Source organism: Mesorhizobium norvegicum, assembly GCF_004919685.1.
Classification (GTDB): Bacteria; Pseudomonadota; Alphaproteobacteria; order Rhizobiales; family Rhizobiaceae; genus Mesorhizobium; species Mesorhizobium norvegicum.
The window spans coordinates 67,108-89,194 of the sequence record NZ_SMYZ01000088.1; the positions used below are offsets into that span (position 1 = coordinate 67,108).

Annotated in this window: 15 protein-coding genes; 8 read left to right on the top strand and 7 right to left on the bottom strand. The window is 61.3% G+C overall.

From position 1 onward, the window contains the following. Nucleotides 1–116: 116 nt before the first annotated feature. From FCU66_RS33080 to FCU66_RS33110, 7 genes are all read right to left on the bottom strand, one after another. Nucleotides 117–1,643 carry an ABC transporter permease gene (locus tag FCU66_RS33080; protein WP_136618651.1) on the bottom strand — a complete coding sequence of 509 codons (1,527 nt, stop codon included), beginning with the start codon at nt 1,641–1,643 and terminating at the stop codon, nt 117–119. A 2-nt stretch (nt 1,644–1,645) separates the two neighbouring features. Beyond that, the gene (locus tag FCU66_RS33085; protein WP_342778236.1) at nt 1,646–2,710 is read right to left on the bottom strand and encodes a quaternary amine ABC transporter ATP-binding protein; all 1,065 of its coding nucleotides are present in this window, start codon (nt 2,708–2,710) and stop codon (nt 1,646–1,648) included. A gap of 40 nt (nt 2,711–2,750) precedes the next feature. Next, entirely contained in the window at nt 2,751–3,716 is a 966-nt protein-coding gene (locus FCU66_RS33090) for an ABC transporter substrate-binding protein (RefSeq protein ID WP_168991909.1), read from the bottom strand. A gap of 247 nt (nt 3,717–3,963) precedes the next feature. Then, nucleotides 3,964–5,481, bottom strand: a complete 1,518-nt coding sequence (gene betC / locus FCU66_RS33095) for a choline-sulfatase (protein WP_136625468.1) — start codon at nt 5,479–5,481, stop codon at nt 3,964–3,966. A gap of 57 nt (nt 5,482–5,538) precedes the next feature. Then, on the bottom strand, nt 5,539–7,101 hold the full coding sequence (locus FCU66_RS33100; protein ID WP_136618654.1) for a trimethylamine methyltransferase family protein: 1,563 nt from the start codon (nt 7,099–7,101) through the stop codon (nt 5,539–5,541). Nucleotides 7,102–7,115: 14 nt separating this feature from the next. Then, entirely contained in the window at nt 7,116–9,578 is a 2,463-nt protein-coding gene (locus FCU66_RS33105; RefSeq protein ID WP_136618655.1) for a GcvT family protein, read from the bottom strand. After that, entirely contained in the window at nt 9,575–12,031 is a 2,457-nt protein-coding gene (locus tag FCU66_RS33110) for a GcvT family protein (protein ID WP_136618656.1), read from the bottom strand. The genes FCU66_RS33105 and FCU66_RS33110 overlap by 4 nt, the downstream gene beginning before the upstream one ends. A gap of 119 nt (nt 12,032–12,150) precedes the next feature. Here FCU66_RS33110 and FCU66_RS33115 point away from each other — a divergent pair, with 119 nt between their 5' ends. From FCU66_RS33115 to FCU66_RS33150, 8 genes are all read left to right on the top strand, one after another. Further along, a complete protein-coding gene (locus tag FCU66_RS33115) occupies nt 12,151–13,128 on the top strand; it encodes a LysR family transcriptional regulator (RefSeq protein ID WP_136618657.1) in 978 nt (325 codons plus the stop codon). A 99-nt stretch (nt 13,129–13,227) separates the two neighbouring features. Continuing rightward, the gene (locus FCU66_RS33120) at nt 13,228–14,556 is read left to right on the top strand and encodes an aspartate aminotransferase family protein (protein ID WP_136618713.1); all 1,329 of its coding nucleotides are present in this window, start codon (nt 13,228–13,230) and stop codon (nt 14,554–14,556) included. Between the two features lie 988 nt (nt 14,557–15,544). Continuing rightward, nucleotides 15,545–16,693 carry an alanine racemase gene (locus FCU66_RS33125; RefSeq protein WP_136618658.1) on the top strand — a complete coding sequence of 383 codons (1,149 nt, stop codon included), beginning with the start codon at nt 15,545–15,547 and terminating at the stop codon, nt 16,691–16,693. A 1-nt stretch (nt 16,694) separates the two neighbouring features. Continuing rightward, on the top strand, nt 16,695–17,135 hold the full coding sequence (locus FCU66_RS33130; RefSeq protein ID WP_136618659.1) for a RidA family protein: 441 nt from the start codon (nt 16,695–16,697) through the stop codon (nt 17,133–17,135). A gap of 69 nt (nt 17,136–17,204) precedes the next feature. Beyond that, entirely contained in the window at nt 17,205–18,329 is a 1,125-nt protein-coding gene (locus tag FCU66_RS33135) for a sugar ABC transporter substrate-binding protein (protein ID WP_136618660.1), read from the top strand. A 237-nt stretch (nt 18,330–18,566) separates the two neighbouring features. Continuing rightward, nucleotides 18,567–20,147: a sugar ABC transporter ATP-binding protein gene (locus FCU66_RS33140; RefSeq protein WP_136618714.1), complete on the top strand. Its 1,581-nt coding sequence runs from the start codon at nt 18,567–18,569 to the stop codon at nt 20,145–20,147. Beyond that, nucleotides 20,144–21,124, top strand: a complete 981-nt coding sequence (locus FCU66_RS33145; RefSeq protein ID WP_136618661.1) for an ABC transporter permease — start codon at nt 20,144–20,146, stop codon at nt 21,122–21,124. The genes FCU66_RS33140 and FCU66_RS33145 overlap by 4 nt, the downstream gene beginning before the upstream one ends. Next, the gene (locus FCU66_RS33150) at nt 21,121–22,080 is read left to right on the top strand and encodes an ABC transporter permease (protein ID WP_136618662.1); all 960 of its coding nucleotides are present in this window, start codon (nt 21,121–21,123) and stop codon (nt 22,078–22,080) included. Before FCU66_RS33145 ends, FCU66_RS33150 begins: the two co-directional genes overlap by 4 nt. Nucleotides 22,081–22,087: the final 7 nt, after the last annotated feature.

Sequence of the window (22,087 nt, forward strand, 5' to 3'; positions counted from 1 at the left end):
TTTTTCCCACAGGACAGCCAGAACAGCAACCAACGCAGGATCCTGTGGAACGGGTACCATGTGCGCGTTTCCTCTTAAGGAGCAACTGCGAGAGCCGCCGCCAACCGAAGAAGGCGCTACTTGGATTTTCCCTGCACGATCCGATCGATGATCATGGCGCAAAGCAGAATTGCGAAGCCCGCCAGAAGCCCCTGCCCCACCGCGGCATATTGAAGGGCATTCAAGACATCCTCACCGAGTCCCTTGGCCCCGATCAGCGAGGCAATGACCACCATTGAAAGGCACATCAGAATGGTCTGATTGATCCCTGCCATGATCGAAGGCATCGCAAGTGGCAGGTCCACCCGCGTCAGCAGGAACCATCTCGTGGCGCCATAGGCTTGTGCTGCTTCGCGTATGGCCGGCGGCACGCCTTGCAGGCCGAGCGCCGTCAAACGCACCACGGGCGGTGTGCCGAAGATCAGCGTTGCGATGACCCCGGGCGGCTTGCCGATGCCGAACAGAGCAATCACCGGGATGAGATAGACGAAGGCGGGCATGGTCTGCATGAAATCCAGCACCGGCCGTAGCGCTGTGTACACCCGCGGCCTGCGTCCGCACCAGATCCCGAGGGGGATGCCGATCGCCAGGCAGAGAATCGCCGCGGTGCCCAGTAAAGCCACCGTTTCGAGGCTCTTTTCCCAGAAGCCGAGCACGGCAAGATAGGAAAGCGCGGCAGCCGTGAAGATGGTGACGCGCGGACCTGCCAATTGCCATGCGAGGATGAGAATGATCGCCATCGTCACCGGCCAGGGCATTCCCGCCAGCGCATAGGCGAGGCCGTCGAGCACCAGGGATATCGCGCCGGTGATCGCGCCAAAAAACCCTTCGCCGACACGCGAAATCTCCTCCATCAGCCGATCCAGCCCGGAGGACAGGGCCGCCTGCCAGTCGCGGTTCGCCGGCGCGACGGTGAGCCAGGCAGCGGGTGCCGCAGCGGCGAAGCGATAGGCTGAGAACCCATAAGCCAGGATACAGAAGGCCGCAGCGCATAGCGCCAGCGGGTAATCGAGCCCATGTCGCAGCGTCGGGGTTGATCGCCAGCGGGCAAACCGCCGCTCGAGCATGCGGTTCGCGAGAAGCCCCGTGATCAGTTTGGCAAGAAGCAGCGTGCCTAGTCCCAATCCCGTAAGCAGCGGCGCTTTTTCCTTGGCTACCTGGGCCTGCGACAGAGCGGCGGCCGCGGCCTTCTGCAAAGCCGCCGCAGAGGATTTCAGACCTGCGGCATTGTCCGCTCCTGCCGCTTCCGCGGTCTTGGCCTGCTCGGCGCGGGCATCGGCCTGCTTGGAGAGCCGCTCAGCCCGTGCCTGCTCCACCGTGCCAAGATTGCCGGCAACGCCGACGCCGATCTGAACCACCGCCAGCATTTCAAGGAAAAAGGCGATCCAGAAGAGCACCATGGTGCCGCGGGCTGCAGCCCAGACCGGCCCAAGCAGAGCCGCCGTCACGTTGAATGGCCAGACAGAATTGGATGCACGCCTTATGCGAGCGAACACGTCGATGTAGTAGGCCGGATTCTGGACCGCGAATTCGCGGACAAGGCCTTCTTCCGACGATCGATCGTGCACGACAATCGGCTTGGGAGTCGGATCATGAGCGTTCATGATCATTTGCCCTTTCTCAAGCCCTCAAGAAGGGCCTGCCTGTCGACGATGCCGACGACAACCCCACTGCTGTCCGTTACGGCGAGCGGAGCGGCATCTTGCGCCGCCAGTTCGACGAGTTCGGCCAGCGGCTGCTGCGATGTGACCTTCCGCAATTGGTCGACATCCAGCACTGAGCGATCCCTAGCTTTGAAACTCTCGACAGACTCCATGACACGGCGCGCCGTGATGACCGTCAGGCGGGAAATGTCGGCGACGAATTTTGCCACGTATTCGTGTTTTGGAGCGGTGACGATCTCCTCGGGCGTGTCGATCTGGATGATGACGCCATCCTTCATGATGGCGATGCGGTCGCCGATCCGGATCGCCTCGTCGAGATCATGGGTGATGAAAACGACGGTCTTGCCCATCGATCGCGAGAGGGCCAGGAATTCGTCCTGAAGCTGACGCCTTATCAGCGGATCAAGCGCTGAGAATGGCTCATCCATCAACAGGATCGCCGAGTCCGCAGCCAATGCGCGGGCCAATCCGACGCGCTGTTGCATGCCGCCCGAAAGCTCGTGGCAATAGCGATCGCCCCACCCCGAAAGATTGACCTTGGCAAGCGCTGCCTCGGCAGCGTCGAAGCGACGCTGCTTGTCTGCCGCCTGTATTTCCAGGGGCAGAGCAACGTTGTCGCGAACGGTCCGGTGCGGAAGCAGACCGAAGCTTTGGAACACCATTCCGATCTTGCGGGATCGCAGGGCTCGTAATTCGGCCGGTGTTTTGGCCAGGATGTCTTCGCCGTCGACGAAAATCTTGCCGGCCGACGGCTCGAGAAGACGGTTGATGTGGCGGATCAGCGTCGATTTTCCGCTGCCCGACAGTCCCATCACACAGAAGATTTCACCTGGGGCGACCGAGATGCTGACGTTGGCCACTCCCACCACGCAGCCGAAGCGCTTGACCACTTTGTCCTTGTCAAGTTGCTCGCTCAGGATGGCTGTCATCGCCTCCGGCGCGCGGGCGCCGAAGACTTTCCAGACATCCTTCATGACGATGGCGGCGGGACCGGCGGCGACGTCCACGTCTATCGCTCCCGCCCGCCAGTCATGGCCCGCGCGACGATCAGTGGCCGAACCACTTCGCCACATCCGCGGGATGGGCCTTGATCCACTCCTTGGCCACATCGTCGGCCGGCTTCTTGTCGACGATGATTGCATACGCCCATTTGCTGATATCGTCCGGGTTGAGGCTGATGCGCTCCAGCGCGGCGGTCAGGTCCGGCTGGCGCTGCGCGAGCGAGGCAGCATAGGCGACGTGCACCGTGGTGTCAGCATAAGCCGAAGAGACTTTCGACTTTTCGAACCATTGTGGATCGTCGGCCGGTTGCACGACGACAAATTTTGCCGGATCGTTTTTCGGCTCGGTCAGGAAGGCGAGCTTGTAGCGGGCGAAATTCTGGTGCGGGCTATAGCAATAGCCGACCCATGGCTTGTCGGCCTTCGCGGCGCGGTCGAGCGAAGCCGCCGCCACCGCTTCGTCAGTCACCTGCAGGTCGAAGAAATCGGCAAAGCCGTAATCGCGGGCGCGGACCTTCTCGATGTTGGTCGACTGCCAGCCCGATGCGCCGATCCAGATTTCGCCCTTGCCGTCACCATTGGTGTCGAACAGCTTGGCATTGTCGGGGTTGGCGAGATCGGAGACGTCCTTGATGCCGTATTTGTCGACGGTGACCTGGGTCACGCAGTAGCCTTGTTTGGCCTCGTAGCCGTTCTGCGCGAGTTTTACCGTGCCGGCGTCTTTGACGTATTTGTCGACGAGGCCCTGCTGGTTCGGCAGCCAGACATCGGGCCAGATGTCGACCTCGCCCTTGTTGCGATCCATCGCTTCCCAGATCACCGGAACGGCGGTGGTGGTCACCGTCGAAACCTCCAGGCCCAGCTCCTGTTCGGCGGCATTCTTGATGAGGTTCATGACCGCCGTCGCGGTGGCATAATTCGGATCTGGCATCGTGACGTCCGCGGCCAGTGCCGAGGACACAGGTGCCAGCAGCAGGACGCCGAGGGCCGTTTCGAGAAGATAGCGTTTCATGATGTTCCCCAATCGAGTTGCGCTGATTTCGTTCAGTCTGACCATCAGGTTAGCGGAACATCCAGCCAATCCATCCCAAATTTCCTCGCATTAGGAAAAACGATGATGCACATTAGGCGGCAAACATATGGCTCCCGAATTTTCGTGGTTGGCCCTCAACTTCGACAGGCAAGAGCCTGCGAAGAATGAGCCGAACGGTGTCGCGCGGTGCAAACAATGGCGCCGCAGCGGCCAGGATTGGCGGACCTCACGGCTTGATCAGATCACGAGCTTCGGCGTCATGGTATGACTTGTGGCCGCGATAATATTGCAGGCTGGAATCCTGCCATGGCTGATAGTCCCAAGGGGTAATCTTGCCTGTGCTCAGCGCCTTGTAAACCAGCCGTCTCCTCCTTTGGCTCACCAGGATTTCGCCCTTCAGCTTGTCCATGTCCCAACGCCGCTCGACCTCGCTAAGCATGTCGGCCAGTACGTGGCTGTGCCCGAGGCTATCGGCAAGATCGTGCAGTTCGTCGGGATCGGCAGCCATGTCGAACAGCTGTGGCGGGTCATGTTCGACATAGGTCAGTTTGAAGCGACCCTTGCGCAGCATCACGTAGGGTGCTGCCACGCCCTCCGACATCAGTTCGCTGACCGCGACACGGTCGTTGCTGTCGTTCTCAAGCAGCGGCAACAGGCTGTGGCCATCTGGGATATCGGGATAGCCATCCCAATTGGCGCCGCCGGCGATTTCCACCAGCGTCGGAAGGATGTCGATCAACGCCGCGTTGGCGTTGATGCGTTTGCCTTCGGGAATCCCGGGGCCAGCCATGATCAACGGAACGCGCGATGACCAATCGTAGAAGCTCATCTTGTACCAGAGCCCGCGCTCGCCCAACATATCGCCGTGGTCGGCCAGGAAGATGACGATCGTGTTGTCGGCGAGCTTCGATCGCTCCAGGCCATCCAGCACCTCGCCGACGCGTTCGTCGACATAGGAGACGCTTCCGTAGTAGGCATGGCGGGCGTTGCGCACATGCTCGTCTTCTACGCCGAACTCGCCTCGGTCATATTGCTCCCACAGCCGCCGGGAGTGCGGATCACGCTGCTCCGGCGCGATGAACGGCACGCGCGGCATATCGATCGCGTCATGATCATAGAGATCCCAGAAGCGCTTCGGCGTTACGTAGGGATCGTGCGGGTGGGTAAACGAGGCGACCAGCAGGAACGGCCGGTCGTCAGCGTCGCGCGCCTGGTCGAAGAGCCAGCGCCGCGCATTGTGGGCAACCTCCTCGTCGTAGTCTTGCTGCAGGGCTCGCTCGGCGACGCCGGCATTGCTGACATTCTTCATGTCGTGGAACCAGTCCATGGTGCGCCATGGATCGTCCCAGTCGGCCGTCCAGTTGAAATCGGCCGGGCAGATGTCGGTGGTGGTCCGCTCCTCGAAGCCGTGCAACTGGTCGGGGCCGATGAAGTGCATCTTGCCTGACAGGCACGTTCGATAGCCAAGCACGCGCAGATAGTGCGCAAAGGTCGGGATGTCGGAGGGGATTTGCGCCGCGTTGTCCCAAGCCTGGATGCTGGAGCACAGCCGCCCGGTCATCAGCGCCAGCCGCGCCGGCGCGCATAGCGGAAAGCTGGAGTAGAAATTGTCAAAGACCGCGCCGCGCTTGGCAATACGGTCGAGATTGGGAGTCTTGACGAGACCGTGACCATAGACAGGAAGTGCTGCGGCCCCCAGCTGATCGGCCATGAGTATGAGGATATTCGGCTTTCGACCATTCATAGCTGACACCTCGTGCTGCACTATCAAACTGGTTTTCGCCTTTACAAAATGTCGCGCTCAGAAATACGCCTGATCCGGCTCACTCGCCTTGCGACCGGCGATGAAAGCCTGGAGCGCTTCGTCGATTGCCGGATCGAGGCCGGGATCCTGATACTCATCAAGCAGCCGTTTCCATTGACGGTTGGCCCGCTGTGCGGCGTCGAGCCGTCCATCCTCGTTCCACTGTTCAAAGGAATTGTTGTCGCTGCTGGTGGACCGGTAGAAGGCCGAGAGGAAGTTGGACTGCGTGTGCGCGCTGCCCAGGAAATGCGATCCTGGTCCCACTGCTTCGATCGCCTCCATCGCCTGCGCATTGACAGACAGATCGATGCCCTCGAAAAGGCTGGCGACCTTGCCGCAGAGATCGGCGTCGATGACCGTTTTCTCGAAGCCGGTGACCAGCCCGCCTTCCAGCCAACCGGTTGCGTGGTTGATCACATTGGCGCCGGCAAACATCGACATCAGGATGCCCCACGTTCCCTCCTGCTCGGCCTGCGCATCGGGCAGCTTAGAAGCCGACAGTGAGCCGACGGTGTGGAACGGCACGCCAACGCGACGTGCGAGTTGCCCGCAGGCGAGCACCATCTTGCCCGCCTCCGGTGTCCCAAAGGTCGGCGCACCGCTCTGCATCGAAATGGTGCTGGCAAAGCTCCCCATCAGGCAGGGAGCTCCGGGGTTGATCAGTTGCACGAGCGAGAGACAGGCGAGCGCTTCGGCCAGCACCTGCGCCAGAGTGCCGGCGACCGTGCAAGGGCTCATCGCGCCGGCCAGTGTCCAGGGCGTGCAGGCGACCGGCTGGTTGTTGCGGGCATAGACCTTCAACGAACCGGACATGTTGGCGTCGAGCACAAGCGGTGCATTGGTGTTGGCGACATTGTAGAGCACGGCGTTGTTGGCGACGAACTCGTCGCCGAAGACGATCTTGGCCATGTCGACCGCGTCCTGCGCTCGCTTGGAGCCGATGAACGCGCCCATGAAGGCGCGGTCCGAATGACGGATGTGCGTATAGAGCATATCGAGATGGCGCTTGTTGGCCGGCAGATCGACAGGCTCGCAGACAACGCCGCCTGAATGATGCAGGTGCGGGATCATGTGATGGATCTTCACCAGGTCGCGGAAATCATCGATGGTGGCATAGCGCCGGCCCCGGTCGAGATCATGGACGAAAGGCGGTCCCCAGGATGGGCACAAAACGGTGTTGTCGCCGCCGATCATGACCGTGTTTGCGGCGTTGCGGGCGTGCTGCTTGAATTGGGAGGGTGCGGTGGCGCGGATGATCTTGCGGCACATGCCTGGCTCGAAGCGCACCCTCGTGCCTTGCACGTCTGCGCCAGCGTCGCGGAAGATATCGAGGATCTCGGGATCGTCATGGAACTCCATACCGATTTCCTTGAGCAGCCGGTCGGCGTTGGCCTCGATCAGGCTCAAGCCTTCCTCGTCGAGGATGTTGAAGGTGCCGATCCTGCGATTGATGTAGGGACGGCGCGGCGCCTGCTGCGCGAGACGCTGGCCTTGCCTTCCGGCCCGGCCGCCGGTTCGCGGGGCGGGAGCTTCGGTGGTGATCGTCGCGTCCTTTTCCATTTTCGTCTCCGAGATCAGGCAGGCGTGAAGGCAACCGGTTCGGCGGCGTGGACCCCGCGAAGCCGCAGATTGCCCGGATCGTAAGGAGCGGCCAGGAGTTCTCGTGCCGCCAGCTCCTTGCCGAGGATCGAGACGGTGAGATGTTCAGCCACGACACCGGGCCGCAGATAAGCAAGAGCAATGGTCTTGCCAGTGCGGAAGCCGTGGGCGCCGGAGGTAACGATCCCGACTGGCCGGCCCGCCTGCATCACCGCATGGGCATAGAATGGCAGCCTCTCGGCGTCATCGATTTCGAGAAGGACCATTTTCCAAGAGCCATCGCCTATGCGGGCGAGCATGGCCTCGCGACCGACGAACGCCCGCCCTTCCGCTTTGACCAGGGCGTCCAATCCAGCTTCCAGCGGCGTTCGCTCCGTGGTTAGATCGGCGCCCCAGGCGCGATAGCCCTTCTCCAGCCGCATCGCGTTCAGGGCATAGATGCCGAACGGACGCAGATCGAAACGCCGGCCAGCCCTGGTGATCGCATCGTAGAGTTTTCCGAACTGGGCAAGCTGGACATGAAGCTCCCATCCAAGTTCGCCGGCATAGGACACTCTGAGCGCGGCCGTCTTGATGCCGGCTACCCGGATGATCTGGGCTGAAAGCCAGGGGAACGCCGAATTCGACAGATCAGCTTCGCTGAATGTTTCGAGGAGGTCGCGGGCGCGAAGGCCCATGATGCCAAGCACGCCACGCTTTACCGTGACGTTTTCGATCGTCACTCCCGGAAAGGCAACGGCGCGGGTGCGCAGCAGATCCTCGTCATGCCGCTCCGCCAGTGCAGCGCTGGTCAAGTAGAACCAGTCGTCGCTGAGACGGGTCACGGTGAACTCCGATGCCACGCCGCCCTTGGCCGTCAGCACATGGACGAGGCCGATGCGGCCCTGACGCGTCGGCGGCCGATTGGCGCCAAGCGAGGCCATGAACGCGCTGGCGCCAACGCCACCGACCTCAAACTTGGAAAACGCGGAAAGATCGATGGCGCCGACGCCATCGCGCACGGCAAGACACTCGCCGCGCACCGCGTCGAACCAGCCAGGCTTGCGAAAGGTCAGCGGTGGATGACGGTCGGCGTCGGCGCCGGCGAACCAGTTCGGCCGCTCCCAGCCATAAGCAGCACCCAGTACGGCGCCCTGGCTTTTCTGAAGGTCGAGCGCTGGCGTGGTGCGGCGCGGACGTCCGGCTTCGCGTTCCTCATTGGGGAAGTGAATGCCGAACTGCAAGCCGAACCCTTCGACCGCCTTGTCGATGCGATAGTCGCGGTCGGCATAGTTGCCGAAGCGGCGCGGATCAATGGCGAGTGCATCGCGCGGCGGCGCGCCGTCCACGATCCAGTCAGCGAGGAAACTGCCGGCGCCACCGCCTTCCATCACCCCCATGCTGGAGCCGGTCAGCAGCCAGGCGTTGCCGAGGCCGAAGGCCGGACCGACCAGGGGATTGGCATCGGGCGTGAAGGTAATCGGACCATTGACCACCGTCTTGATCCCGGCATTGGCGAGCGCCGGAACGCGCTCCATTGCCAGCGCAATGATATGCTCGACACGGTCCAGGTCGGGTGGCAGCAACTCCATGCCGAATTCGGGCGGCACCCCGTCGACCGCCCAGGGCTGGGCCGACTGTTCGTAAGGGCCGACGATGTAGCCGTCGCGTTCCTGGCGCAGATACCAACTCTCTTCCGGATCGCGGATGATCGGCAGTTCCTTGTCGCCGGCAGCGATACGATCGGCGATCTCGGAAACCGTGTCGGTGACGACATATTGGTGCAGCATCGGCACGACCGGCAGGTCGAGACCCATCATGGCGCCGATCTCGCGACACCATGTGCCTGCCGCATTCACAACATGCTCGGCGACAATGTCGCCCTGTATCGTGCGGACAAGCCACTCGCCGGATGGCTTGCGTTCGATCGCCAGGACCGGGTTGTGACGAACAATTTCGGCGCCGTGCGAGCGCGCACCGGCCGCCATCGCGTTGGTCGCCAGTGTCGGATCGACATGGCCGTCATTGGGCTCGTAGATCGCGCCGATGATGCCCTCCGTCAGGCAGAGCGGATAGATCTCCTTGAGTTCGCCAGGGCTCAAAATATGAAAATCGTGGCCGACGAAGCGGCCAAGCCCCTGCACATGGCGGAACTCATCCATGCGGTCGCGTGAGCGGGTGATGCGCAAGGCGCCGCTCGGGTGAAAACCGGTCGGCAGGTCGGTCTCGGCGGTCAGGATTTCGCGATAGAGCCGCACGGAATGCGAGCGCATCTCCATGATCGTCGCATTGTGAGCGAAATGCGTGCAAAGCCCGGCGGCGTGCCATGTGGATCCCGCGGTCAGCTCATGCTTTTCGACGAGAACGACGTCGCTCCAGCCGCGCTTGGCGAGGTGATAAAGCAGGGAAACCCCCATGGCGCCGCCGCCGATGACGACGACGCGGGCATGCTGTCTCATGGGTTCTTCTCCGTGTATCCGCGCATCCGCGTTCCCGTTGGATCATAGGGCGGCTTGTCGAGCGCCCGCAGTGTGTAGCGCGTGCCGGCCACCGCGATCTCATAGCTGGAAGCCAGCAATTGCGCCTTGGTCTCGCCCGGCTCGCAGGCGACGTAGCCAAGGGCAAGGCTCAAGCCTGTTCGAAAACCGAGACCGCCCGAGGTCGTCAATCCGGCAAGCTTGCCGTTTCGATAAATCGGCTCATCGTGAAGCAGAAGCGGGTTGGCGCCATCGACCGCGAAATGCATCAGCCGGCGCTTCACGCCCTCGGCCTTTTGCTTCAGCAGAGCGTCACGACCGATGAAATCATCATTCTGCCAGGAGACGGCGAACGACAGACCCGATTCCAGCGGCGTGTCCTTCGGCCCGATGTCATGGCCCCAATGGCGATAGCCCTTTTCCAGGCGACAGCCGTCCAATGCGTAATGACCGCAACATCCGAGACCGTGGGTTGCGCCTGCCTGCATGATCGTGGCGAGCAGGCTCTCCGCGCATTCGACGGGAACATAGAGCTCGAACCCCAATTCGCCGACGAAGCTGACACGCGTCGCCCGAACATTGACCATGCCGATGTCGATGCGGCGCGAGGTCGAGAACGGAAACGCGGCGTCCGAGAGATCGTCATCGCTCAGGCTCTGAAGCAGCTCTCGCGAGCGCGGTCCCATGACGCCGAGAACGGCCTCCGATGACGTCGCGTCGAAGGCCGAAGCATCGAGACCGAATTCCTGCGTTTGGCGCTGGATCCAGGCAAGATCCTTCAGCCTGGTCGCGGCGCCGGAAGTCACCCGGAATCTGTCCTCGCCAACCCGCGTGACCGTCACGTCCGCTTCGATGCCACCGCGCGCGTTGAGCATCTGCGTGTAGACGGCTTTCCCTTCCGCGACATCGGTAGTGTTGGCGCAAAGCCGCTTCATCAGCCTCGCAGCGTCTCGACCGTAAACGTCGAGCTTGGTGAAAGGCGACAGCTCGAACAGGCCGACTCCCTGGATCATGCGGGTGACTTCCGCTTTGGCCGCGCCCCACCATTTCTGGGCGCCAAAGGAATAGCCGCCTTTCCGCTCGGTCTCGTCCTTGCCGAACCAGAGCGGACGTTCCCACCCTGTCGGCGCACCGAACACGGCGCCAGCATCTGCAAAGACGCTGTGAAAGACCGAACGCCTGATACCACGCCCCGCGGTCGCCTGCTTGTAGGGCCAATGCATGCGGAAGAGATCGGCGACCGCTTCCTCCATTCTGGCGCCGACAAAAGACCGCGAGGCGGCAGAGCGATCGAAGCGGGCGATGTCGAGCGCCCATAGATCAAGGCCGGGTTCGCCGTCGACTATCCACTCGGCCATGGCCTTGCCGACACCGGCCGACGACATCATGCCGGTGGAGTTGAAGCCGGCAGCGACATGGAAGCCGCGCAGATATGGTGACTCTCCCATCAGCGGCCGCGTGTCGGGCGTAAAACTCTCGGGGCCGTTCATGAAGTGCCTGATGCCGGTTTCCGAAAGAGCCGGCAGAAGTTTCAGCCCGGCCGACATGAACGGCTCGAACTGATCCCAGTCCTCCGGCAATTCGAGGAACGGCCTGTTCCCCGCCGGTCCGCGAACGTCGAAGATCTTGGCATTCGGCTCGAATCCACCCAGCACGAGCTTGCCGGAATCGCCTTTGATGTAGATACCCTCGTCGAGGTCGCGCACGATCGGAAACGGAACCTGAAGGCCCGCAATCGGCTCGGTCACCACATACATGTGCTCGACGGCCTGCAGCGGCACCGGGACGCCGGCAAGTGCGCCGATGTCGCGCGCCCAGGCGCCGGCACAGTTCACGACCGTCTCGCAGTCGATTGTGACGCCGGAAGCCAGCTTGACGCCGGCGACCCGGCCATTCTTTGTCACGAAGCCTGAGCAGGCCGCTCCCTCCAGGAGGCGAATGCCCGCAGCACGCGCACGCTTGGTATAGGCGGCGCAGATGTCGACCGGGTTGGCCTGACCGTCTTCGTCCACCCACAGCGCGCCCTCGATGCCGTCGACGACAATTCCGCGCACGCGCTCCGCCACGCTGGCTTGATCGACGATCTCAACCGTCAGGCCGCAAACATCGCCCATATGCGCGATGCGCTTCAGTTCATCCATTCTCTCCAGCCGCCGCGCCAGCCACAGACCGCCCGTGCGCCTGTAGCCGGACGCCTGTCCGGTCAGTTCCTCCAGGCGCGGAAACAGCTCGGTCGCATATTGCGCGAGCCTCGTCAGGTTGAGGCTAGCGCGCAGCGGGCCGACTATGCCGGCCGCATGCCAGGATGTGCCGCTGGTCAGTTGATGGCGCTCCAAAAGGATGACGTCTGTCACCCCGCGTTCGGCGAGATGATAGGCAATGCCCAGGCCAATGACGCCGCCGCCAATGATCACGATGCGTGCGCTGTCATTCACCAGGCAAGTACCTTTGTTGGATCCAATGCCGCGATCTTTTCCGGCAAGCCTCTTGCACTCAACCGAATTTTTGCAACATTAGGAAAACTTATGGAGCCGTTGCGAACTGGAGTTGACGGGTGAAGAGCGGCAGTTTCGATTTCAACCTGTTTCGATCCATCGAGGTCTTTGCGGCTGTCGTGGAGACAAGGCACGTCACCCAGGCGGCGCAAATGCTAGGCATGACGCAGTCCGCGGCTTCCCAGCATCTGAAGAATCTGGAGACGGCGCTGGGGGTCATCCTGATCGATCGCAATCTGCGCCCGATCGAACTGACCAAGGCGGGCATTGCATTGCATCGCCGCGCCATCGTCATCCTGGCGGAGGTCGAGGGCCTGCGCACCGACGCGCGCCGGGTCAATGCCGCGCCGCTGCCGCTGCTGCGTGTCGCGCTTCTGGCCTCGATTGCAACGACACTGGCGCCCGCACTTTCCGTGCTCGCCCGAAAGACCTTCGGGATTCCCGAGCTCAGCCTCTTTGCCGGCCTGGCGACCGATCATGTCGCCTTGCTGCGCGCTCGACGTGCTGACCTTGCCGTCACCTCCGGCGAGCTGTTCGAGATCGAGGGGCTGACGCGTTATCCGATCATGACGGAGAAGTTTCTACTAGTGACGCCGAAAGGTTTTGCCGGCGATGTCGGCGACATCGTCAAGCTCTCCAAGAAACTGGCCTTCGTGCGGTTTTCCCGGGAGACGCCGGTCGGTCTGCGAGTTGACCAGCATTTGAGCCGGCTGCGCATCGAAATCCCTCGCACCATGGAGGGCGACCGCTCCAGCGTGGTGATGGCGCCTGTCGCAGCCGGGATGGGTTTTGCCATCCTGACACCCACCCTGCTTATCGATGGGTTGGCGGAAGGCATGGAGATCGACGTGCACGCTCTGCCGTTCACCGGGCTGTCGCGTAACATCCTGCTCGTCGCGCGCGAACGCGAACTCGACAATATTCCAGAAGCCTTTGCAGCACGTACGGCCGAAGTCCTGGCGGACGCCATCGACAGGCGGCTACCCAATCTGCCTCCCGATTGTTATGTCATCGACCGCCCGGCGGAGCATGACTAATCGGCTCCATCATTTATCCTGATGAGCGCATTTGCCCGGTGCGCGAGCCTCACATTCAGTGTTCAATCTCCGCGAATTTCCCAAAGACAGGAGGTGGGCATGAATGCTCCTCACGTTCATTCGAATCTGGAGGTCGACTGGTCGACTGAGGCCATCGTCCAACGGCGGAACCGCTTCTATTCGGCTTCGCAGCGAAAGTTCGTTCCCTACAAGGAGCCGCTCATCCTCAAGCGCGGCAAGGGCCAGTATGTCTGGGACGAGAAAGACCAGAAATATATCGATCTGCTCGGCATGAACCTCTGCATTTCGGTCGGGCATGCGCATCCCCAGGTCGTCAAGGCCGCCACCGAACAACTGGCGGAACTGACGCACTGTACGACGATGTTCTACCATCCGGTTCCCGCCCAATATGCGGAGGAACTAGCCGCGACGATGCCTGCGGGTCATGACTGGGTGGTGCATTTCACCAACAGCGGAGCTGAGGCGATCGATCTCGCTCTGCTCATGGCGCGCACCTATACAGGCAACATCGACATGCTCGCGCTGGCCTCGAGCTATCACGGCGCAACATTCGGAGCGCAATCCGTCACCGGAATATCGGGATTTCGTCATCCTGTGCCACAGCTCGGCGGGGTGACGTTTGTAGCCGAGCCGAACCAGTATCGCGGCATTCACGGCGAAGGCGTCGAGCCTTATTTGAATGAGGTTGAGCGCGCCATAGCCAGTTCGACCAGCGGCAGACTCGCCGGTATGATCGTGGAACCGGTCCAAGGCTATGGTGGCATCGTGCCGATGCCCGATGGCTACATTTCCGGCGCTTTCGAGCGAGTCCGCGCAGCCGGTGGTGTTTGTATCATCGATGAAGTGCAATCCGGCGTCGGACGCACTGGCGATGCCTTTTGGGCGTTCGAATCTCACGGCGTCATTCCCGACATCGTCGTTGTCGCCAAAGGCGTCGGCAATGGCATCCCACTCGGCGCCGTCATTGCCAAGCGGGCGGTCGCCGAATCTATGGCGGATAAATTCCTCTTCCATACTTACGGCGCCAATCCTGTCGCCTGCGCCGCCGGGCGCGCGGTGCTCAAGGTCATCCGCGAAGAGAGACTGCAGGAGAATGCGCGCGTGGTCGGCGCAGCGCTCAAGGCGAGACTGGAAGATCTCAAGAACCACTCACCCCTGATCGGTGACATCAGAGGACAGGGCCTGATGCTGGCAATCGAACTGGTGAAGGACGGCGCGACGAAGGAACCGGCACCAGAAGCGGCAATTGCAGTCTTCGAAGAAACCCGGCGCAACGGCCTCGTTGCGAGCCGCTCCGGTCCCTACAGAAACGTCATCAGGATGTGCCCGCCGCTTTGCTTGTCGATGGCGGACGTCGATGATGTGATGGATCGATTTGTCAGGAGCTTCCAAAGTATCACGGCTTGATGATCAATTGTCCGCCTTCGCCCGGCAGGCTGTTCAAGATGGCGCTGTCACCCGTCAGATATCCCGGTCACTGATCGGCAGTCTCGGGAGGGACAAATCGATCTCCGTGTCTGCGGGTCCGCACGGACGCGCCGCTGGAAAAGGCGTCTCCGCCAAAGCCGCAGAGAAGTTGTTCAGCGGTTCCGGGGGCGCTGCGAGACGGATGTGCGTTCCGAATCCGTGGTTGATCGGGACGTCAGGGTACTGAGCAAATGCGATCATGCCCAAGCGTGGAAGATCACAAATGGTCACTCGATACATGCCCCAGTTAACGGCACCACCTCTCCAGAGTCGCATTGCAAGTGATTGATAAATAACATGAATGTATTCACAGTGGCTTGATGCACAATGATCCCGCTCGATACCCCACTGGCACGAGCCGTCACGCAAGGTCATCCGCTGTAACATCAGTAGTTTGATTCACGGGCTTAGGCGCCCTTGGCGAACTCCCTGCCACTCTGAGTGGGCGATGAACCATCAAATCTGACACATCTCCTTCCCATTGGTCTAGGGCCTGTTGACCGAGCGTCCAAAATGCCGACTACGACCAATCGCGCACGATTTCAGGCGCCCATCCGCGACTCATTCCTGCCAGCAGAATGATCCGCTCAATGCTTCCGCCCCATGTCCTTGCTTCCGGCCCATGTCCTTTCGAGCCATTTCAAGCCCTTTCGAATCCGGCCGGCGACTTCCTTCTGCTTAAAGTGCGCGACGCCCGCTGTTCTCCGCGCACCTGTTTTCAGGCGCAAGCTGAGCAAATCCGGAAGCGGGGTCAGAATTAAGGTCAGCCTTAACGCAGAACGCATCGATTATGAATCGACGGCAACGGACATCCTATTCTAAATTCGGACAATAGTAATCACACAGACGATTGGGGTGAGTTTACGTTCTTACGCAAGCGACGACGACGTCAACTCAAAGTGAAAACTACACAAGGATGGACGTACTAATGTCCAATAATACGACAACAGATTTTTTACAGACTCCTTCATTAATTCTTGATGAAACAAGGATGTCGAGGAACATATCTCGCCTATTGAGCAGGATTGAATCTAAGAACGTCACGTTTCGTCCACACATGAAGACGGCGAAGTGCATAGAAGTTGCCAGGCGAGTAATGACGAGCCACAGAGGCCCGATCACTGTGTCGACGCTCAAGGAGGCCGAACAATTTGCTGACGCCGGCGTGCGTGACATCCTCTATGCTGTCGGAATTGCACCCAACAAGCTCGAAGCGGTCATGGCCCTCCGGGCAAAGGGGGTCGATCTTTCGATCCTCGTCGATAGCATCGCACAGGCCGAGGCCGTCGCGGCAAAGGCCCGGCTCGAGCGCGATCCGATTCCGGTCCTGATCGAGATCGACGCCGATGGCTATCGCGGTGGCGTGCCCGCGGATGAGACCGAGACAGTGCTCGCAGTGGGGCGCGCCTTGCATGAGGGCGGCGCAGAACTACGCGGTATTCTCACCTATTCCGGCGCCACATATGAGTGCCGCGAGGTGGACGAAATTAGGGCCGTCGCCGAGCGGGAGCGGCGAGCCGCTACACGGAGCGCAGAACTCCTGCGCAATGCCGGCCTGCCCTGCCGAATCGTCAGTGTCGGCTCGACGCCAACAGCCCATTTCTCTCGTGACTTCACGGGCGTGACGGAAGTGCGCGCTGGCGTTTTCGCGTTCTTCGACCTGGTTATGGCCGGCCTCGGTGTCTGCTCGGTCGATGACATCGCGTTGAGCGTGCTTGCGACTGTCATTGGTCATCAGCATGACCGCGGGCGGATTCTGGTAGATGCCGGGTGGATGGCGATGTCACGTGATCTCGGCACCGCAGGCCAGCGTGTCAGCCAGGGCTATGGCGTCGTCTGCAACCTCGACGGCGAGATCATTCCCGATGTCATCATGAGCGGAGCGAGCCAGGAGCATGGGATCCTTTCGCTACGGCCGGACAGCCGCGGGGTGTTGCCTGACCTTCCCATCGGCTCGATGGTTCGGATCCTGCCAAACCACGCTTGCGCCACAGCGGCGCAGCATCTTCGCTACAATGTCGTATCAAAAGGCTCCCGCGAGGTCACCGCCGTGTGGGACCGGTTCTCGGGATGGTGATATGAGCACTTTAACCAGGATCCAGACGGCGGATGCGCCGACGCCGACCGGTCATTATTGCCAGGCCACGGCACATGGGGACCTCGTATTCGTCTCCGGACAGTTGCCGGTGCGTCCCGACGGCGGCGAGAGCGACAGAAGCTTCGAGGCTCAGGTGCGCCAAGCCCTGAGCAATCTTTTCGCAATTCTGCGGGCCGCCGGGAGCAGTCCTGAGCAGGTGCTCAAAGTGACCGTTTTTTTGGTCGGCATCGAGAAATGGCCGATCTTCAACCATCTGTTCGGCGAAGTATTTAGCGAAGTCCGTCCGGCGCGTTCGGTCGTGCCGGTGCCTCACCTCCATGACGGCTACCTCATCGAGATCGAAGCCATCGCCATCCGGACTGCCGAACGTAGCAATGCCACCCCATCGAAGGCGAGCATGGGAGGTCAAGACAGACCCTGACTTCGCCCGAATGAAGCCGAAGCATGTCGGCAGCGACCAAAAAAGAAATCAACATCCAGAGAGGTTGAAATGAGAAAGCACCATCATCTTGCCACCGCCGCCCTTGTATCGATCTTGGCCCTCGGGGCCGGTGTCGCAAGTGCCGCCGACGGCTACAAAGTGGTTTCCGGGCCGGGCTATTTGCCTGACTGCTTCACGCCCTTCCCCAAATCGGCATTCTTTCAATGGGCAAAGAAGCCGGGACCCTACCGTATCGCACTGGTAAACGGCTTTGTCGGCAACACATGGCGCATCCAGATGATCAAGAACGCGAAGGGATACGCGAGCGAACCTGGCGTTAAGGATCAGATCAAGGAATTCGCTGCCATCAGCACAGGAACGGACGTCGCCGCCCAAGTCGCCGCAGTCGACAACTACATCAACCAGGGGTTCGATGCGATCCTGACGGACGCGGTGAGCCCCGCCGGCATTGCGCCCGTTATCCGGCGCGCCAATGCGGCCGGCGTCGTCATGATCAATTTCGACAACAGGGCGGATTCCAACAAGATCCTCCAGGTCAATGTCGACACCTTCGAAATGGGTCGCATCCAGGGCCGCTGGATGGTCGATAATGTGAAACCGGGCGGCAGGATCCTGGAAGTGCGCGGTTTGCAAGGTACGGGTGCGGATCGCGATCGTAGCAAGGGCTTCCACGAGATCGTCGATAGTAGCGGGAAGAACTACGAGGTTATTCAAGTCGTCGGAAATTGGGACTCAGGTACCTCGCACAAGGTGACTGCTGACGCCATCGCGGTCTATGGCCACTTCGACGGTGTGGCGAACCAGGGCGGCTCGGACGGGTCGCTGCAGGCCCTGCTGGACGCGAAACATCCAATGATTCCGATCGCCGGCGAGGGCGAGAACGGCTTCAATCAGATGTGCGCGGAGCACGAGGCCGAGGGGTTGAAATGTCTCGCCGTTGCGGCCCCGCCCGCCATCTCTTCCGTGGCGATCAAGGCAGCGTTGTCGGCGCTGCAGGGTGAGGTAATGCCACAGGATATCGCCTTGCCTTTGCCGGTCACGAAGGCGCCGAACTTCAAGCAGGGCATAAGCTTCTTCCCTGAACTCGGCAGCGGCTTCTTCCCCGACAACACGTTTCCAGCCTGCAGTGTCGACCAGAGCACCGAGGAGATCATGAAGCAGGTCGTCGAATGAGCAATTCGGTCCGTGGGCGGGCTTTGCCTTGGCAGTGCCCGCCCGAACGGGGAGACGGCGGATACGAAATCCCAAGGCGCACCTCGCACCGCATGAGCGGCGGGCGCCTGCACTGTCGCCTTGTTCACAACCCTTGCGCTGGGGCATGCCGCGGACGCATCATTGTCCGGTCATTCGGGTCTCGTGGCGCACATCTTTGGTGCAGCCATAGTGTTCGGAGCTAGCACGCCCATGTCCATGACACCCATCGATACCAATGCGAGACGAATACGCGAGCTCAGCCAGGCGCCTTTTCTGCAACTCTCGGGTATCTCGAAGCGCTACGGCGGCGTAACGGCGCTGAACAGCGTGAACTTTGCGTGCCGCCGCGGAGCTGTCCACGCAGTGCTTGGCGAAAATGGCGCCGGCAAGTCGACCCTCATCAAGATCATCACCGGCGTTGTTCGCCCGGATGACGGCCACATGCTTCTCGACGGGCAAGCGGTCAGCTTTGCGACGCCGGCCGATGCCATGAGAAACGGCATCGTCGGCATCTTTCAGGAATTGTCGCTGATCCCGGACCTCTCGGTGGAAGCCAACATCTGTCTGACGTCGCCGCCGGGGCAGTTGGGCTTCATCAATTTCGCCGCGCAACGTCGTTTCGCCAAGAACCTCCTTGACCGGGTGGGTTGCGGCGATATCCACCCCGGCGAACTGGTCCGCAACCTGTCGCTGTCGCGCAAACAGATGGTCGAAATCGCCAAGGCTCTCGGCCGCAGGGCCCGACTGATCGTCCTGGATGAGGCGACGTCCGCGCTCACGGGCGAAGATGTCAAAAAGGTGTACAGCCTCATAGAACGCCTCCGCAATGAAGGTGTGGCGATCCTTTACATCTCGCATCGCATGCACGAGATCGCTCATCTGGCCGATGAGTGCTCCGTCTTTCGCAACGGGCAGAACGTCGCGACTTTCGCGAATGGCGAGCATACCGACAGCGAGATCGTGCGCATGATGATCGGCCGCGATTTTAAGCATGTCTTTCCAGAAAAACCGGTGCGCACGAAAGCGCCCCGGCCGGCCCTCGAGATAGAACATCTTAGCTGGGCCGATCGCATCAAAGATGTTTCGCTCTCTGTGGATGCCGGCGAAATCGTTGGCCTTGGCGGTCTGGACGGCCAAGGCCAACGGGAACTGTTCCTTGCACTTTTCGGCGTCCTTCGCGGTGTCACCGGCACCGTGCGCGTCAATGGCGCCTCCGTCACCGTCTCCAGCCCCCGCAAGGCGAAATCCAAGGCGGTGGGCATCGCACTTGTCCCCGAGGATCGAAAAACAGAGGGCCTCATCCTGCCGATGACGGTACGGGACAACATGTCGCTCGCTTCGATCGGGCGTTACGTGCAGCGCCTTATGATCGATCGCGCTTCGGAGAATGCCGAAATTGGCCGGCAGGTCGAGCGCATGTCGATCAAAGCGGCAAACACCGATGTGGTGGTAGGGACCCTCTCCGGCGGCAACCAGCAGAAGGTCCTGATCGGCAAATGGCTGATGACCGGCGCTCGGATCCTCCTTCTCAACGATCCCACGCGGGGCATCGATGTCGGCACCAAGCAGGAAATCTACGCCTTGATGCGAAAGCTCGCGGACGAAGGCACTGCGATCCTGTTCTACTCGACGGACTATGACGAATTGATCGGGTGCTGCGACCGGGTTGCGATTTTCTACGATGGTGCGGTGCGACGGGAGCTTGATGGCGACAATATCGTCGAGCACAACATCGTTGCTGCCTCGCTGGCACTCGATGCGGCCGCCCATTCTGATGAAGGAAAGGCGGCAAAATGACCAACGTCCGCATCTGGCTCGCCCAAAATTATGCGCCTATCCTCGCCGGCCTCGTCTTTGCCGCGATGTTTGCGACCTACGCCACCAAAGGTTCCGCAGGCTGGCAGGTGGCCGTACTCGACACCGCTGCCAACAAGGCCGTGGCGCTGGCCCTCATCAGCATGGCGCAGACGCTGGTGATCATCACGCGCGGCGTCGATCTTTCGGCCGGCATGATCTTCATCATGACAAATTGCATCGCGTCGGCGTTGGTCACCGGCACGCCCGGCGACGTTGCGCTCGGCATCTGCGGCGTGCTCCTGGCGGGTGCTCTGGCTGGGCTGTGCAATGGCCTCCTGGTGGTTTTCGGCAGGCTTCCCTCGATCATCGTAACGCTGGCGACCGGCTCGATCTATTCCGGCATTGCTTTGGCGATACGGCCGACGCCTGGCGGCAGCATCGACGAGGACCTCGCCGACTTTCTGACTTCGCATCTTTTTGGGGCGATCCCGACCTCCCTCGTGCTGTTGCTTGCCGTTGTCCTGCTGGTCTGGGTGCCATTCCGCATGTCTGTCGTCGGCCGCCACTGCTACGCTGCCGGATCGGCCGAATCCGCGGCCTACATGTCCGGCGTTTCCGTCAGCCGAGCGAAGCTCGTTGCCTACACGCTTTCCGGCCTGCTCTCCGGAATAGCCGGGCTCTTCGTGACCTTCGTAACATATTCGGGTGATGCCGGGGCCACCATCGGAGGTGCATACACGCTGAACTCGATCGCGGCCGTGGTCATCGGCGGGACCTCTCTTTACGGTGGGGCCGGCGGCGCCATCGGCTCCATCTTCGGCGCGTTCACGCTCCGCACCATCGACGATCTCCTGCTTGCCTTCGGGCTGCCTCCGCTGTGGCAGCCCTTGTTTCAGGGGATCGTCCTGCTTGGCGCCGTCAGTCTCGGTGCGGTGCGCATCTTCCGTCTCCGCAACCGTATGGAGGTATTCCAATGATGCGGCTTCGCGCACTCGGCCGATACATCGATCGCCCTTCGTTGATCGCCGTCGGGGTCATTGTGCTGCTGCTGCTGGTGGGCAGCTTCTATTCCAACAATTTCATTTCGCCGACCTATCTCCTCCAGCAGCTTCAGATCGGCGCCTTCCTCGGCATCATCGCCATAGGCGTCCTCATGGTCGTGCTCCTTGGACATGTCGATCTGTCCATTCCCTGGGTGGTGACCATGGGAGGAATGATGGCAACAGCGGCGGGCAATCTCGGGCCGGGAGGCACTGCCCTGGCCATTCCTTTCGCCCTCCTCTGCGGGCTGATCGTCGGCACGGTCAACGGGCTCGGAGTGGCGGTTCTTCGCATTCCGTCGATGATCTTCACGCTTGGCGTCAATGCTGTCGTGCAGGGCCTGATGGTGCTCTACACAGGCGGTTATGCGCCACAGGATCGCGCGACGGGCCTCATGCAATGGCTCGCCGGGGAACGCATTCTCGGCGTGCCCAATGCTACCTTGGTCTGGCTTCTTCTCGCTCTCCTTGCAGGTTTCATCCTTCGCCTGACGCCGCTCGGCCGTTATATCTTCGCCATAGGGAACCGCGAGCGCGCAGCCTATCTTTCGGGCGTCGATACCCGCCTGGTCCTGATCTTTTCCTTTGCCGCAGCAGGAATGTGCAGCGCTCTCGCCGGGGTGATGCTGGCTGGTTATTCCAGGATGGCATACCAGGCCATGGGCGACCCCTACCTCCTGCCGGCCATCGCCGGCGTCGTGATCGGAGGCGCCAATGTCCTCGGAGGACGCGGGACCGTACTCGGAACTGTTATCGGCAGTCTTCTCATCACCATCCTTCTGAGCATGCTTTCGGTCATGCAGGTGCCCGACTCCGCCCGTCAAATCGCTTATGGCGTCATCATCATCGTCATGATGCTGATTTCCGGGCGCGAAATGCGGACCAGCGCCTGATGGAGCA